Annotated in this window: 13 protein-coding genes; 9 read left to right on the forward strand and 4 right to left on the reverse strand. The window is 67.7% G+C overall.

All coding sequences use genetic code 11. The features are described 5' to 3' along the window. Positions 1–1,103: exodeoxyribonuclease VII large subunit (xseA, locus tag ACLN58_RS09650; protein WP_415855044.1), on the reverse strand; the 1,103-nt coding region annotated here is incomplete at its 3' end. 90 nt (positions 1,104–1,193) lie between these two features. Here xseA and ACLN58_RS09655 point away from each other — a divergent pair. Beyond that, positions 1,194–2,060 (forward strand): hypothetical protein, encoded by an 867-nt coding sequence (locus ACLN58_RS09655; RefSeq protein WP_415855045.1) that lies wholly within the window; start codon positions 1,194–1,196, stop codon positions 2,058–2,060. After that, the gene (locus tag ACLN58_RS09660; RefSeq protein WP_415855046.1) at positions 2,057–3,142 is read left to right on the forward strand and encodes a 4-hydroxy-3-methylbut-2-enyl diphosphate reductase; all 1,086 of its coding nucleotides are present in this window, start codon (positions 2,057–2,059) and stop codon (positions 3,140–3,142) included. Before ACLN58_RS09655 ends, ACLN58_RS09660 begins: the two co-directional genes overlap by 4 nt. Here ACLN58_RS09660 and ACLN58_RS09665 read toward each other — a convergent pair. After that, positions 3,139–4,398, reverse strand: a complete 1,260-nt coding sequence (locus ACLN58_RS09665; RefSeq protein WP_415855047.1) for a DNA recombination protein RmuC — start codon at positions 4,396–4,398, stop codon at positions 3,139–3,141. The two genes, ACLN58_RS09660 and ACLN58_RS09665, sit on opposite strands and share 4 nt — an antisense overlap. 63 nt (positions 4,399–4,461) lie before the next feature. Between ACLN58_RS09665 and ychF the strand changes: the two genes are divergently transcribed. Next, the gene (ychF, locus tag ACLN58_RS09670; protein WP_415855048.1) at positions 4,462–5,547 is read left to right on the forward strand and encodes a redox-regulated ATPase YchF; all 1,086 of its coding nucleotides are present in this window, start codon (positions 4,462–4,464) and stop codon (positions 5,545–5,547) included. A gap of 180 nt (positions 5,548–5,727) precedes the next feature. Here ychF and ACLN58_RS09675 read toward each other — a convergent pair whose 3' ends face one another. Next, positions 5,728–6,327, reverse strand: a complete 600-nt coding sequence (locus ACLN58_RS09675; RefSeq protein WP_415855049.1) for a TetR/AcrR family transcriptional regulator — start codon at positions 6,325–6,327, stop codon at positions 5,728–5,730. 120 nt (positions 6,328–6,447) lie between these two features. On the opposite strand from ACLN58_RS09675, the gene ACLN58_RS09680 reads away from it, so the two are divergent. From ACLN58_RS09680 to ACLN58_RS09690, 3 genes are read left to right on the forward strand one after another with little or no spacing between them, the layout of a single operon-like run. After that, entirely contained in the window at positions 6,448–7,062 is a 615-nt protein-coding gene (locus tag ACLN58_RS09680; protein WP_415855050.1) for a DUF6230 family protein, read from the forward strand. Further along, positions 7,053–7,502 (forward strand): DUF6114 domain-containing protein, encoded by a 450-nt coding sequence (locus ACLN58_RS09685; protein ID WP_415855051.1) that lies wholly within the window; start codon positions 7,053–7,055, stop codon positions 7,500–7,502. Before ACLN58_RS09680 ends, ACLN58_RS09685 begins: the two co-directional genes overlap by 10 nt. Positions 7,503–7,504: 2 nt before the next feature. After that, entirely contained in the window at positions 7,505–8,251 is a 747-nt protein-coding gene (locus tag ACLN58_RS09690; protein ID WP_415855052.1) for a hypothetical protein, read from the forward strand. A gap of 89 nt (positions 8,252–8,340) precedes the next feature. On the opposite strand, the gene ACLN58_RS09695 is transcribed toward ACLN58_RS09690, so the two are convergent. Then, the gene (locus tag ACLN58_RS09695) at positions 8,341–8,940 is read right to left on the reverse strand and encodes a hypothetical protein (protein WP_415855053.1); all 600 of its coding nucleotides are present in this window, start codon (positions 8,938–8,940) and stop codon (positions 8,341–8,343) included. A 757-nt stretch (positions 8,941–9,697) separates the two neighbouring features. Between ACLN58_RS09695 and ACLN58_RS09700 the strand changes: the two genes are divergently transcribed. The 3 genes from ACLN58_RS09700 to ACLN58_RS09710 all read left to right on the forward strand — a co-directional run bounded on the left by ACLN58_RS09700 (position 9,698) and on the right by ACLN58_RS09710 (position 14,411). Next, on the forward strand, positions 9,698–11,479 hold the full coding sequence (locus tag ACLN58_RS09700; RefSeq protein ID WP_415855054.1) for an ABC transporter family substrate-binding protein: 1,782 nt from the start codon (positions 9,698–9,700) through the stop codon (positions 11,477–11,479). Positions 11,480–11,671: 192 nt separating this feature from the next. Continuing rightward, positions 11,672–13,195 (forward strand): ABC transporter permease, encoded by a 1,524-nt coding sequence (locus tag ACLN58_RS09705; protein WP_415855055.1) that lies wholly within the window; start codon positions 11,672–11,674, stop codon positions 13,193–13,195. Position 13,196: 1 nt separating this feature from the next. Beyond that, positions 13,197–14,411 carry an ABC transporter permease gene (locus ACLN58_RS09710; protein ID WP_415855056.1) on the forward strand — a complete coding sequence of 405 codons (1,215 nt, stop codon included), beginning with the start codon at positions 13,197–13,199 and terminating at the stop codon, positions 14,409–14,411. Positions 14,412–14,471: the final 60 nt, after the last annotated feature.

Genomic DNA, 14,471 nt, shown 5'->3' on the forward strand with positions numbered 1-14,471 from the left:
TCGAGGTCCTCGTGCCGCACCTCGAGCATGCGCTCGGGGTGCGCGAGTACGGGGCGGCTGCGCAAGAGCGCGAGCTGCTGCAGCTCACGGGACACGTGCAGCTCGATCTGGCGTTCGAGCCGCTCGCGGGCCTGCCGCACGCGGGCAAGCTCCTCGGACACCTCGGGAACGATGCGTTTCGCCGCGTCGGTTGGCGTCGACGCCCTCAGGTCTGCGACGTCGTCGAGGATCGGGCGGTCGGCCTCATGCCCGATCGCGCTCACGATCGGCGTCTCGGCTTCGGATACCGCCCGGACAAGGCGCTCGTCGCTGAACGGAAGCAGATCCTCGAGCGAGCCGCCGCCACGGGCGATCACGATGACGTCGACCTCGGGCATCGCGTCGAGCTCCCGCAGCGCGCGGACGACCTCGGCCACCGCGCTCGCGCCCTGAACCGTGACCTCGCGGATCTCGAAGTGGACAGCGGGCCATCGCAGCGCGGCGTTCCGCAGGACGTCCTTCTTCGCGTCGGAGTCGCGGCCCGTCACGAGACCGATGCGATGAGGCAGCAGCGGAAGGCGCTTCTTGCGCGACTCGGCGAACAGACCCTCGGCGCCGAGGGCCTGCCTCAGACGCTCGATGCGGGCCAGCAGGTCGCCGAGCCCGACCGGCCGGATGTCCCGGACCTGCATGTTGAGGCGCCCGGTCTTGAGCCACATCTCCGGCTTGACGAGCGCAACGACGCGCGAACCACGCTCGAGGGGTTCCTTGAGCCGGGCCATGACCTGGCTCCACGCGGACCCCGACAGCGAGATTTCGGCCTCCACGTCCCGAAGGGTGAGGAAAGCGTTGGAGCCGCGGCGATTGAGCTCGATGACCTGGCCCTCGATCCAGACCTGGGGCGACTTGTCGATGTGCTCCTTGAGCTTGCGCGAGAGCAGGGCGAGCGGCCACGGATTGTCCGGCGTCGTGTCCGCGGCGCGCTCGGGGAGCGAGCGGCGCTCCTCGGACCCGCCGGAGCCATCGTCGGTCGCCGCGTCGAACTCCCCGCTCCTCGTCCGACCGACGTCCACGCGCTCGGCTGATTCGGGCATCGCGTCCCCCTCCCCGGCATCCTGGCTCATGTCCCACATGTATCACGGCCCGCCGACACTCTGAGGGGCGGCGGGCTCGGCGCACTACGATGGGTGCGTTGCCGCCGACCCCGGGAAGCCATGCGTACTTTTGTCTCCGCACTCTCCGTGCTGCTCGCCGTCGTCCTCGCCGCGGTCGCGGCCCCCGCCCTCTGGCTCCAGCAGAACGTGGCCGACGAGGCCGGATTCGTCCGGCTGCTCGATCCGATGGCGCGCGACGCCGATCTCCAGTCGGCGCTCGTGTCGAATCTCGACACGGCCGTGCTCGCGAACTCAGGGATCCCGGCCGTCGCGCGTCCGGTCGCGCAGAAGGCCATTGAGGGCCTTGCCCAAGGGCTCGTCTCCGATCCGCGCTTCCCGCAGGCGTGGTCGGACACACTCCGAGCAAGCCATCAGCTCAACTTCACGCCGGGCGCGGCCTCCGCGAACGCGTTCGAGCTCCAGCTTCGGCCGGTGGCGGCGCTCCTCGTGTCGAAGCTCGGAGGGGCCATCGGTGTGACGCTCCCCGCGCCCTCCTCGCTTGTTGTGCAGGTCGGCACAGCGCAGCAGAGATCGTGGGTCACGGGAGCACAAGACCTCTCCGGGCTTGCCCAGCCGCTCTCGCTCGGCGCGGTCCTCGCCCTCGCACTCGGATTGCTCGCAGCGCGCCATCGAGGCGTGGCCCTCGCATGGGCCGGTCTGGGGCTCCTCGTCGTTGCCGCGGCGTACGAGTTGACCACCGGGCTCGTCCCCGCGGTCGGCTCGGCCCTCGGGAGCAGCGGCTCGATGTCATCGACGTTCGGCGCGCGCGCCGCCGAGCTGGCAGCCACGAGCTTCCAACCGTGGATTGGCGGCGTGGCGGTCGGCGGCGCGGCGCTCCTTGTGGTCGGGGCGGCAGTCGGCGCAGCGGGCCGCATCCGACGGCGCCGGACGGACTCGCGAGACCTAGTCGCTAGCATGGAATCATGACGTCCGCTTCCGTGTCCCTGTCTATGCCCGCGGTTCCGCGCCGCCGCCGCTCTCCCGAGGACGTGGCCGGTGCGGCTCCCGTGGCCGGCGGCAAGCGCGTGCTTCTCGCCGCGCCACGCGGCTACTGTGCCGGGGTGGACCGCGCCGTCATCGCGGTCGAGAAGGCGCTCGAGCACTACGGCCCGCCGGTCTATGTCCGCAAGCAGATCGTGCACAACCGCCACGTGGTCGAGACGCTTGAGGAGCGCGGCGCGATCTTCGTGGACGAGACCGATGAGGTTCCCGAGGGCGCCCTTGTGGTGTTCTCGGCCCACGGCGTGAGCCCCGCGGTGGTGCGCTCGGCGGAGGACCGCGGGCTCCGCACGATCGACGCGACGTGCCCGCTCGTCACGAAGGTGCACCGCGAGGCAGTGCGCTTCGCGAAGGACGATTTCGAGATTCTCCTCATCGGCCATGTGGGCCACGAGGAGGTCGAGGGCACGTACGGCGAGGCGCCCGAGCACACCCAGGTCGTGAACTCGCCCCAGGAAGCGGACACGATTGAGGTGCGCGACCCAGACAAGCTCATTTGGCTCTCGCAGACCACGCTCTCGGTGGACGAGACGATGGAGACCGTTCGGCGGCTGCGCGAGCGGTTCCCCAACCTGCAGGATCCGCCGAGCGACGACATCTGCTACGCCACGTCGAACCGGCAGGCAGCGATCAAGAAGATCGCACCGCAGGCCGACCTCGTGATCGTGGTGGGCTCCGCAAACTCCTCGAACTCCGTTCGCCTCGTCGAGGTGGCCCTCGAGTACGGCGCCAAGAAGGCGTACCGGGTGGACTTCGCGAACGAGGTTGACGAATCGTGGTTCGAGGGCGTCGCGACGATCGGCGTGACGTCCGGTGCCTCCGTGCCGGAGGTCCTCGTGCAGGACGTGCTCCGCCTCGCGTCAGACTACGGCTACGCCGAGGTCGACGAAGTGGTGACGGCCGAGGAAGATATCCTCTTCTCGCTGCCCAAGGAGCTGCGCGCCACGCTCAAAGAGGCGGGCGACGGAAGCCGCGGCCTCGGTGGCCGCGGCCAGCGTCCCAAGGGCTAGCCGACCCTCCGAATCTCCGCGTCGGAGGCGCCGATCGCGAGGCCGCTGTCGCGTAGCTGCTGCTCGTCGAGGAGCTCGCTCGCGCTCAGCACGCGCGGCGTGCTCGACACCGGGGGAGTGTCCGGCAGCGTCTCCGGTGCGCCAGGGTCGAGGGCGCTGATCCGGCGGGCAGTCGGAAGCACCCGCGACTCGAGGGCGCCCACGAACGCGTTGTAGCGCTCGACCGAGGCCTTGAGCGAGGACCCGAGCTTCGAGACGTGGCCGCCCATGGTGCCGAGGCGCCCGTACAGCTGCTGCGAGAGCTCGAAGAGTTCCCGGGCGTTGTCGGTGAGCAGTTCCTGCCGCCAGCCGAAAGCCACGCCCTTGAGCAGCGCGATGAGCGTCGCGGGCGAGGCCAGCGCGACGTTTCGGGTGAACGCGTAGTCGAGCAGCCCGGCGTCCTCCGTGAGCGCCGCGGCGAGGAAGGATTCTGCGGGGAGGAAGCACACCACGAGCTCGGGGCTCGCCCCCATCGACTCCCAGTACCGCTTCGAGCCGAGGGTGTCGATGTGGGCGCGAAGCGCCTTTGCGTGCTCCGCGAGGTGCCGAGCCCGCGCCTCGGCTGCGGGGGTGCTCAGGTCCTGCGCCAGGTCCTGGGCCTTGAGGTAGGCCCCGAGGGGAACCTTGGCGTCGACCACGAGCTGCTTGCCCCCGGGGAGGTGCACCACGAGGTCGGGACGCACGCCGCCGCCCTCGCCCAGCGCCGAGACCTGCTCGCTGAAGTCCACGCGGTTGAGCATCCCCGCCGCCTCGACGACCCGCCGCAGCTGGACCTCGCCCCACGTTCCCCGCGAGGAGTTGTTGGCGAGGGCGGCCGTGAGGGCATGCGCGCTGCGGAGCAGAGCCGCGTCGGACTCCTGGGCGGTCTGCAGCTGCTGCGCGAGCTGACCGTACTGCTCGACGCGATCCCGCTCGAGCATGGTGACCTGGCGCTGAACGGCGTTGAGCTTCTCCGCGACCGGCGCGAGCGCCTGGAGGACCGTGTTCTCCTGCTCGTCGAGGCTCGTGAGCGCGAGGTTCTGGCGCGCGAGCAGCTCGCGCTCGGCCGTCGCGGCAGCGAGCTGAGCCTCGGTTTGGGCGAGGCGTGCCTGCAGCGCGGGGTGGGCCGCGCCGTCGTTCGCCGCGCGGCGACGGGCCAACGCGTAGCCGACCACGGCGCCGACGAACAGGGCGAGGAGGGCGACGAGCACCGTCACGAGAGTCTGTGTTCCGTCCATGCGACCACCTTGGCATGGGGGTCCGACATTTTCGGCGATGGGCCGCCGGTATGATGGATGACCGTGGCTCTCACTATTGGCATCGTCGGCCTTCCCAACGTCGGAAAGTCGACGCTCTTCAACGCGCTGACGCGCAACCAGGTCCTTGCGGCGAACTATCCGTTCGCCACGATCGAGCCGAACGTCGGCGTCGTGAGCCTCCCCGATGCGCGCCTGGCGCAGCTCGCGAAGATCTTTGGGTCCGAGCGCATCCTGCCCGCGACCGTCTCCTTCGTGGACATTGCCGGCATCGTCAAGGGCGCGTCCGAGGGCGAGGGCCTCGGCAACCAGTTCCTTGCGAACATCCGCGAGGCCCAGGCCATCGCGCAGGTGGTCCGCGTCTTCGACGATCCGGACGTCGTGCACGTCGACGGTCGCGTCGATCCGCGCTCGGACATCGAGACGATCCACACCGAGCTCATCCTCGCCGACCTCCAGACCATCGAGAAGGCGCTTCCGCGCGTCGAAAAAGAGGTCAAGAACAAGAAGCGGGACGCCGCCGAGCTCGCTGCCATGCAGGCCGCACAGAAGGTGCTCGAGCGCGGCGTGACGATCATTGCGGCCGCCACCACCGAGAAGCTCGACATGGCGGCCCTCAAGGAGCTCAACCTCCTCACGTCCAAGCCATTCATCTACGTGTTCAACGCCGACGAGGGCGTGCTCGGGGATCCCGCGCAGCAGGACGAGCTGCGCGCGCTTGTGGCCCCCGCAGACTGCATCTTCCTCGACGCCAAGCTCGAGGCCGATCTCGTGGAGCTCTCCGAGGAGGAGGCCCGCGAGATGCTCGAGATGAACGGTCAGGACGAGTCCGGCCTCGACCAGCTGGCGCGGGTCGGCTTCCACACCCTGGGCCTCCAGACCTACCTGACGGCAGGCCCGAAGGAGACCCGGGCGTGGACGATCCACCGCGGCGACACCGCGCCTCAGGCCGCCGGCGTGATCCACACCGACTTCCAGCGAGGCTTCATCAAGGCCGAGGTGGTCCACTTCGAGGATCTCGTCGACGCGGGTTCGATGGGCGAGGCGAAGTCCCGCGGCAAGGTCCGGATCGAGGGCAAGGACTACGTGATGGCCGACGGCGACGTGGTGGAGTTCCGCTTCAACGTCTAGGTCAGGGGAAGAAGTGAGCCCCGCCAGGCGCGATTAGCCGCGGCGGGTCCTCGGAGGTGTCGCGGCAAGTGGGCGTCGTGGGCCAGCTCTTGGGTTCTTCCCGGCGCCGTCGGCCCCTTCTTCCGGCTGCGGACGCTGCCCGACGCCGTCGAAGAGCAGCGGGCGTCCCACGCACGCGCCTCAGAGCCGCTGGTCGCGGACGGAGTTGACCATGCCGTGCAGGGACGCCTCCAGGAACCGCACGACGTCGTCGGCGCTCGTCTCCCGCTCGATCGCCAGGCTGATCAGGGTCTCCTCGGCGAACGCGACCCAGGACCGCAGGGCGATGCGCAGCAGCGGGGTGTCCGCCAGGCCAAGCTCGATGAAGGAATCGGACAGGCGCTCGGCGTTCAGCTCCCGTGACTCGTCCACGATCTTCCGCACCGCGGGGTCGCCGCTGGCAGTGCCCCTGACCAACGAGTAGAAAGTTCCGCGGTGCTCCTGCACGAACACGGCGATCCTCAGCAGCGTGTCCCGGATCCGCTCGCGCGGCGCGAGGTCTTGGCGGGGAACGCTGGCGACGAGCAGGCTGTCCCGCGCCGTCGTGACCACGGCGCGGTGCATGCCCTGCCGGGTCTCAAAGTAGTGGAACACCAGCGGGCGCGAGACGCCTGCCCGGCGGGCGAGCTCGTCCATGGTCAGTTCGTCCAGTGCGTGGTCGGTCAGGAAATTCACTCCGACCGCGATGAGCTGCGCCCTCCGGTCCTGGGGGCTGAGGCGGGCGCGCTGCGGTTCGGACACAGCAGAAAGTCTACTGATCGGCGGACGCCACACCGGACCCCTATTGACTAGCAGTCAACAGACTCGGTATCTTCGACCGAGTTCCCGCCGCTCGGGGTGGGCCCTGTTCCAGGAGGATCAATGAAGTTCCCCGTCTCGCAGCGTGTCCGCAGGATGCGCGCGTCCCACGCAGGCCGCATCATGCTTGTCGCCGTCCCCTCGGCCCTCGCCGCCTCACTCCTGATGGGCGGCGTCGCCGAGGGAGCGGTGCCCGTCTCCTTCGCCGTGTCCGGCAGCCAGTTCCAGATCGGCGCCTCAAAGCTCGACGGAACCGGGTTCTCCCAGTACGCCGGCGTCGCCAAGGACACCGAAGGCAAGGAGCATCCCGTGGCGATCGCCAACATCAAGAGCGCCACCCTCGCCGACCTGTGCCAGGCCGTGGTCACGGAGACTCCGCTGGGCAAGGTGGGCGTGCTCATCAAGGCCGGCGGCGGCGGCAACCCCGCCTCGGCCTCCGACCTGCAGATCGGGATGACCGGGCTGAAGGGGGATGCGGCCTTCGGCAACATCCGCATCGGCGTGGACGCCTCGACGGTCAACACCGCGGCGAAGGGCTCCGCCGGCGACTTCGCGCAGGACTCCGGCAGCATCTCGATCACGAATCTGCAGCAGACAGCCTGGAGCACGCAGGCCTCGGTGTTCACCCTGACCGGGATGAGCATGCAGCTGACGGATGGGTCCACGGGATGCTTCTGAGCAGCCGCGCGTCGACGACCATAGAGGACGGCATGCCCGTGCAGTCCCGGAGCGCCACGGCGCCCGGACGGGCCGCCGGGTTCCGCAACTGGCGCCGCGGGCGGCCCTTCGTCGGCGGCCTGCTGGCCGGCCTCGGCGGGGTGGAGATGTTCTTCTCCGGGCAGCTAGATCTCGGCCACCTGCACATCCAGCTCGGGATCGAAGGGCTCCAGGCCACCGTCATCCCGATCGTGCTCGTACTGCTGGGAGTCCTGTCGGTCACCATGCCGGCCCACCACGTGTTCTACGGAATCCTCACGCTCGTGGTGGCCATCTACTCCCTCGTCGGCGTGAACATGGGCGGCTTCATCATCGGCATGCTCCTCTCCGGGATCGGTGGAGTCCTGATCGTCGCCTGGATGGGCCCGCAGGGGGCCAAGCGAGGAAAGAGGGCGGAGTGAACGTGCGCCGCATACGCGCCGTGGCCGCCGTCCTGACCGGCTCGGTCCTCGCGCTGCCCTTCACGCTCGGAGCCGCTCGGGCCCCTGAGAGCGCCCCGACTGCGCTGTGCGTGCCACTCCTGGACTCCTGCCCCACCTCGACGCCGAGCCCCTCGGCGCCGGGGCCGGGCACTCCCACGCCGGGACCGGGCGCCCCCGGGCCGCTCCCCATCGTCCCCGGCACCCTGCTGCCGGGCCCCGGGTCCAGCCCTACCGCCCCGGGGGTCCCGGATCCCACCGCGACCCCCGAGCCGACATCCAGCGCCCCGGTGGGGGCGCCCCGGGACAGCGGGACGACGGTCTTCACCAAGACGCCGGCCTCGATGGGCTCCCAGAGCCTGTCCTTCACGGGCCTCAGCTCGGTCAGCATCGTGACCGTGCCGACCGCCGACGGCAGCGGCCAACGCGCCCTGAAGATCACCGCCGACTCGATCACCATCACCGGGTTCACCCTCACCGTGCGGCACGCCAACGGCCCCGGCCTCGTCACGTCGGCGGACAAGATGGTGCTCAGCGGGCACGTCAGCGTCTACCTGGGGTCGGTCACCGGCACGACCTCCAACGGGCGCAGTCTGGCGCTCGGCACCGATACGCCTCCACCGCTCGACGACGTCGCGCCCGGCCTCCTCAGGGTGACCATGGGCCTCGTCGGGACCACGGCAGACTCGATCAGCTACACGAACACCGACCAGCGGATGGTGCAGCCTTAGCGCTTCGTAACGGTTATCGGTGACGCCGACGTGGTGGAGTTCCGCTTCAGCGTCTAGGTCTTGAACTAGTGGGTGAACCGACGCTTGTGTCAGTCGACGACGAGTCGGCGGGTGGCAGGGTCGACCCGGACTCGTCCCGTGGCGAGCAGTTCGGTCGGCTCGACTGGCGTAAAGCTCAGCTCTTCCCGAGCGTTCGAGGAGCCGCGGAGGACGCGCTCGACCTCGTCACGCGGGAGGGGGTCGGCGCCTTCGTATCGGACGAGGGAGTGGACCCCGGCGATGACTCCGTTGGAGTTGTAGCCAACCCAGCTGGACTGTTCTGCGGGAACGGGATCCGGGCCGAGGCCGGAGTAATGCTTCGCGGGCGCGTCGATCTCGCTGAGGCGCGAGCTGTACGGAGATGAGAGGAACAGCGTGCCGACCGCCGCCGCCTTGACGTCCTCCTCTGCCCAGACCTGAAGCACCACCAGGTCGGTCGTTGCCCGAAGGACGGATTCTCCGCCGAACGGGGCCTCGCCATACCAGGCTGAGCTCCGTCCGTCGGCGATCCTCACCCAGGCAGGTGAACCCCACACTGCGGTGAGGGCGGCCTGTCCGAGTACCCTGCTGCGCGGCACTGAGATCAGCTGTGTGGACGCGCGTTGCTGGCCTAGCCAGTACTTGAAAACGGCGCTGATGACCACGTCCATGTTCGGACTCCTCTCAGGTGTTTCTGACTACTAGAGCGGATGGTGCCGTGAGTAAACGCTGTGGTGCGACGGAGGGTCAAGTCCTCGAAGAGACCAGATGACAAGGGCCCCCGGGGCGGCGAGGTAGACCGGGCGTTCTCCTATGTCACCTTGAATATGCAGAGATATTCTGAGCCCTGAGCGGCCTGCACCGGGGCACGCCGTGGAGTGAACGGGGCGCAGATGACGACTATTCCGACGGGTTATCGTCCGCTTCCGTGTCCACTGTGCAGGTCTCAGGTCGCCGTCAGCTGGGAAGACGAGGCATCACTCGCGGACGAAGGTCCCCGGTGGATCCCGACGAACCCCCAGTGCACGAACTATTCGTGCACCCTCTCATCCTCCGACCTCGACGGCCACGAAAAGGCCCTTCTCGCGAGGTCGATTGCCAACTGGTTCGGGTGACGCGGGCGGCCAGGCGGGCGCGGCGGAGCGATTGACGACGGCGGCGTACCGCTGGGTAGGGCGCATGATCTCAGGCGCCTAGCGATTGGGGTATCCCAATCGCTGACGTCCAACTAGTGTTCGATCGTGGTTAATCTGAAAGATATGTTGCAGCTCGATAACAACCTTAATCTGAAACGGAGCTTTCGTAGCCACCGACTGCGGACTGTGCGTAGGCTGTGTGCCATGTGAGGCGCGCCACGTCCCTGTGTCTCGGGGGAGGGCCGTCCGGCCGGATATCACCGGCACTTCATTCATGGAACAAGGAGGCGGAATGCGTTTCGGGCGTATTTCCAAGGTGGTGGGGATTGCGGCAGCTGCTGCGCTTGCCCTCAGCGCCTGCGCAACCCAGGGCGGATCGACGTCACCCTCGTCGAGCGGCTCGGCTGCCAAGCAGGGCGGCAGCGCCACTGTTGTCGAGGTGAACGCGGTCAACACGTTCAACCCCAACACCGCAGACGGCAACACGGACATCAACTCCAAGATCAGCCTCGCGACCCACTGGGGCTTCTACTACGTGGACAACTCCCTCAAGATTGTCCACAACGAGAAGTTCGGGCACTACGAGAAGACCTCGGACAGCCCGCTGACCGTCAAGTACACGATCAACGACGGCGTGAAGTGGTCCGATGGGACTCCGGTCACGGCGTACGACATCGCGCTCAACTGGGCGGCCAACTCGGGTTGGTTCGATGACGCGAACCCCAAGGCCAAGACGGGTACGTCGTACTTCTCGACCGCCGCCGACACCACGGGTCTTAACGCCACCAAGTTCCCTGACGTTTCCTCGGACGGCAAGTCGTTCACGCTGACCTACACCACGCCGTACGCCGACTGGGAGACCGCGATCGGCCCCAACAACGGCACGATCGACATCCCGGCTCACGTGGTCGCCAAGAAGGCCGGCCTCGCCGACGCCAAGGCTCTCTTCGACCTCATGAAGGGCATGAAGAAGGGTGACCCGGCGAGCCCGCAGCCGGCGAACGAGACGCTCAAGAAGGCCTCCGACTTCTACAACACGGGCTTCGATTCGAAGACTCTCCCCACGGACACGAGCCTCTTCCTTTCGAACGGCCCCTACGTCGTCAAGGACATGGTCGCTGACCAGTCCATGACGCTTGTTCGGAACAAGGACTTCAACTGGGGCCCGACCCCCAACCTCGACCAGATCACGATCCGGTACATCGGTTCGGCTCCGGCACAGATCCAGGCGCTCAAGAACGGCGAGGCGGACATCATCGCCCCGCAGGCGTCCTCGGACACGATCCAGCAGCTCAAGGCGATCCAGGGCGTGACGGTCGATCAGGGCAACCAGCTCTCCTACGACCACCTCGACCTGAACTTCAGCGGCCCGCTGGCCGACAAGGACGTCCGCACGGCGTTCATGCTCACGGTTCCTCGCCAGGACATCGTGGACAAGATCATCAAGCAGATGGACCCGAACGCGAAGCCGCTCGACTCGCAGCTCTTCGTGCCGCAGCAGGCCGCATACGCCGACTCGGCCAAGAACAACGGCTCCTCGGCCTACGATTCGGTCAACATCGACAAGGCCAAGCAGCTTCTGGCCGGCAAGACGCCGTCGATCAAGATCATGTACAACAAGGACAACCCGAACCGTGTTGACGCCTACACCCTCATCGCCGCAAGCGCGACCAAGGCCGGCTTCAACATTGTCGACGGCGGCCTTGGCAAGTCCGACTGGGGCAAGGCCCTCGGTAAGGGCGGCTACGACGCGACGATCTTCGGTTGGATCAACCCGGGCGTCGGTGTCTCCGGCGTGCCGCAGATCTTCAAGAGCGGCAACGGCAACAACTTCAACAAGTTCTCGGATTCCGGGGCCGACGCGCTCATGACGCAGCTCGTCCAGACCACGGACCAGAGCAAGCAGACCGACCTCGAGAAGCAGATCGACCAGAAGATCTGGGCGGCGTCCTACGGCGTCCCGCTCTTCCAGGCGGTTGGCGTGGATGCCTACAGCGACCGCGTGACGGGTGTGAAGTACATGCCGAACAGCAGCGGCGTGTGGTGGAACTTCTGGGAGTGGGCTGCTAAGTAGCCCTCGTTCTCCAGAGTTCTGATGCTGAGAAGCGCTGGGACCGAGCTAGTGGGTCCCAGCGCTTCGCAGCGCCCCCGGCATCATCCCGCCATCCCGCCGTCGGGCCCCCGCCGACCGCGGGAACAGCCCTAGGCCCCCCTACAAGCTGTCCGACCACCTTTCGGAGAGCTGACTTTCGAGGTACAACGAAACATGGTGACATACGTCGTCCGGCGCCTCATCACCGCAGCCCTGATCCTCCTTGGCGCGTCTTATCTGGTCTACAACCTGACCGCGCTCTCCGGGGATCCATTGGCCGACTTGAGGACAAATCCCAACTCCGCCCAGCTCATGCAGGCGCGCTCCCAGCTTCTCGATCTGGATACCCCGGCGCCCATCAGATACTTCAAATGGCTCGGCGGCGCCGCGAGCTGCCTCGCGGGCAACTGCGATCTCGGCAAGAACATTGCCGGGCAGCCCGTGACTCAGGCCCTCGGCCAGGCGCTCGTCCAGACGCTGACGCTCGTCACGGGCGCCGCGATTCTGGCCATCCTCGTGGGTGTGGCCCTCGGCATCATCACCGCCCTGCGTCAGTACAGCGCGCTGGACTACGGCGTGACGTTCTTGGCCTTCCTCTTCTTCTCGCTGCCGATCTTCTGGGTCGCCGTCCTCCTCAAGGAGTATGGCGCCATCGGCTTCAACAACTTCCTCGCCCATCCGGACATCCCGCTGACGGTCGCCTTGGGAATCGGACTCGTGTTCGGCATCGTCGCCGGCGTGGTCACCGGGGGTGGCCTGCGGCGCAAGGCCATCGTTGGCGCCATCGCGTTCGCGTTCGTGACCCTCGTGCTCGTGGTTGCTAGCCTCACGCAGTGGTTCCGCTACCCGGGCCTGGGCCTCGGTGTGATCCTTGTCGCCGGCGTCGGCATCGCGTTCGCCATCACGGTCCTCGCGGCCGGCCTGCAGAACCGCCGTGCTCTCTACGCGGGCCTCACGACCGTCGTCATTGGAGCCGCGGCCTACTTCCCGATCCAGTCGCTGCTAGACCTCGCGACGCCGCTCATGGTCCTCATCCTCGCGGTCGTGACGGTGGCGGTCGGCATCGCGGTGGGCTACTTCTGGGGCGGCTACGATCGCGGCCAGGGCATGCGCGTGGGCGGCATCACCGCGTTCATCGTCGGTGGCTTGATCATGCTCGATCGCTTCCTGCAGGCGTGGCCCGCGTACTTCGGTAACGGCCTCGTCCGCGGCCGTCCGATCGCGACCATTGGCGGCGCGACGCCGAACTTCCAGGGCGACTTCTGGACCACGGGGATCGACTCGTTCACCCACCTGGTCCTGCCCACGGCCGCCCTCGTGCTCATCTCCCTTGCGAGCTACACGCGGTACACGCGCTCGTCGATGCTCGAGGTCATGAACATGGACTACATCCGCACGGCCCGCGCGAAGGGCGTGAGCGAGCGGTCCGTCGTGATGCGCCATGCGTTCCGCAACGCGCTCATCCCGATCTCGACCGTCGTCGCCCTCGACATCGGCCAGCTGATCGGCGGCGCGGTCATCACCGAGACGGTCTTCTCCGTGCACGGGATGGGCTTCATGTTCCTCGACGGCATCCAGCACGTCGACCCGAACCCCGTCATGGGCGTCTTCGTGTGCGTCGCGATTACGGCCCTGGCCTTCAATCTCATCGCGGACCTCGTGTACTCCGCTCTCGATCCACGCGTAAGGGTGAAGTGACATGAGCCATCAGCCTCAGCAGGAAGACGTGCTGGCTGGCCCCACTGGTTCAGCAGCGAAGGAGACCAAGGCGCCCGCGGCGGGCATCGAGCCGATCAGCGAGACCAAGGGCCTGAGCCTCGGTCAGATCGTCCGCAAGCGGTTCTTCGGCCACTCGGGCGCCCTCGTTGGCCTCGTAGTCTTCGCGATCATATTCATCCTCGCGTTCTCGTCCGAGGGATGGGGTCCGCTCCCCGGCTGGTGGAAGTACCAGCACGATCAGGTCACCCCGCTCGTGAACGAGGGCGTCCCGACGTGGACGCTCTCGCCGTTCAGCTTCGGCGACCACCCGTTCGGCCAGGACCGGATCGGCCGCGACCTGTTCGCCATGACGATGCGCGGCGCCCAGCAGTCCATCATCGTCATGGTCATCATCGGCCTCGTCGCCGGGATCATCGGCGTCGTCGTCGGCTCCCTCGCGGGCTACTTCCGCGGCTGGGTCGAGACGATCCTCATGCGCCTGACCGACATCATCATCATCATCCCCGTGCTGCTCCTCGCCGCCGTCATGTCCCAGACGGCCGGCCGCCGCGACGCGGGCACGTGGTTTGCGTCGTTCGCCGCGAGCAACGGCGTCGTGGTGCTCGGCATCTTCCTCGGCCTCGTCGTGTGGGTCTCCCTCGCCCGACTCGTCCGCGGCGAGTTCCTCTCGCTGCGCGAGCGCGAGTTCGTTGACGCGGCCCGCATCTCCGGTGCGTCCAACTTCCGGATCATCTTCAAGCACATCCTGCCGAACGCGATCGGCGTCGTGATCGTCAACGGAACGCTCATCATGTCCTCGGCGATCCTGCTCGAGACGGCGCTGAGCTACCTCGGCGTCGGCGTCAAGGCTCCGGACACGTCGCTTGGTCTCCTCATCTCGCAGAATCAGGAGGCGTTCTCAACGCGTCCGTGGCTCTTCTGGTGGCCGGGCCTCTTCATCGTGCTCATCTGCCTCAGCATCAACTTCATCGGCGACGGCCTGCGCGACGCGTTCGACCCGCGCCAGAAGAAGTTCAACGCGAAGCGGGCCAAGGACCGCAAGGTCCACGGCAGCGCGGTCGCTGCGGGCGCAACGGCAGGGACGTCTCTTGACGTGGGCGGGACCGTGAGTTCGGTGACGGCTGCGGCGCCCGACTCCGAGGCGTTCGGCGGTGCGCCGGAGCGCGCCGAGGACGGCCAGGGCGGGAAGCCCTGACGTGAGCCCCTGGGCAGTCCCGGCCCGCCGGTCAGGCGGTCAGAGTCACGACGGTCGCGG

Source organism: Sinomonas sp. G460-2 (assembly GCF_047759905.1).
Lineage (GTDB): Bacteria > Actinomycetota > Actinomycetes > Actinomycetales > Micrococcaceae > Sinomonas.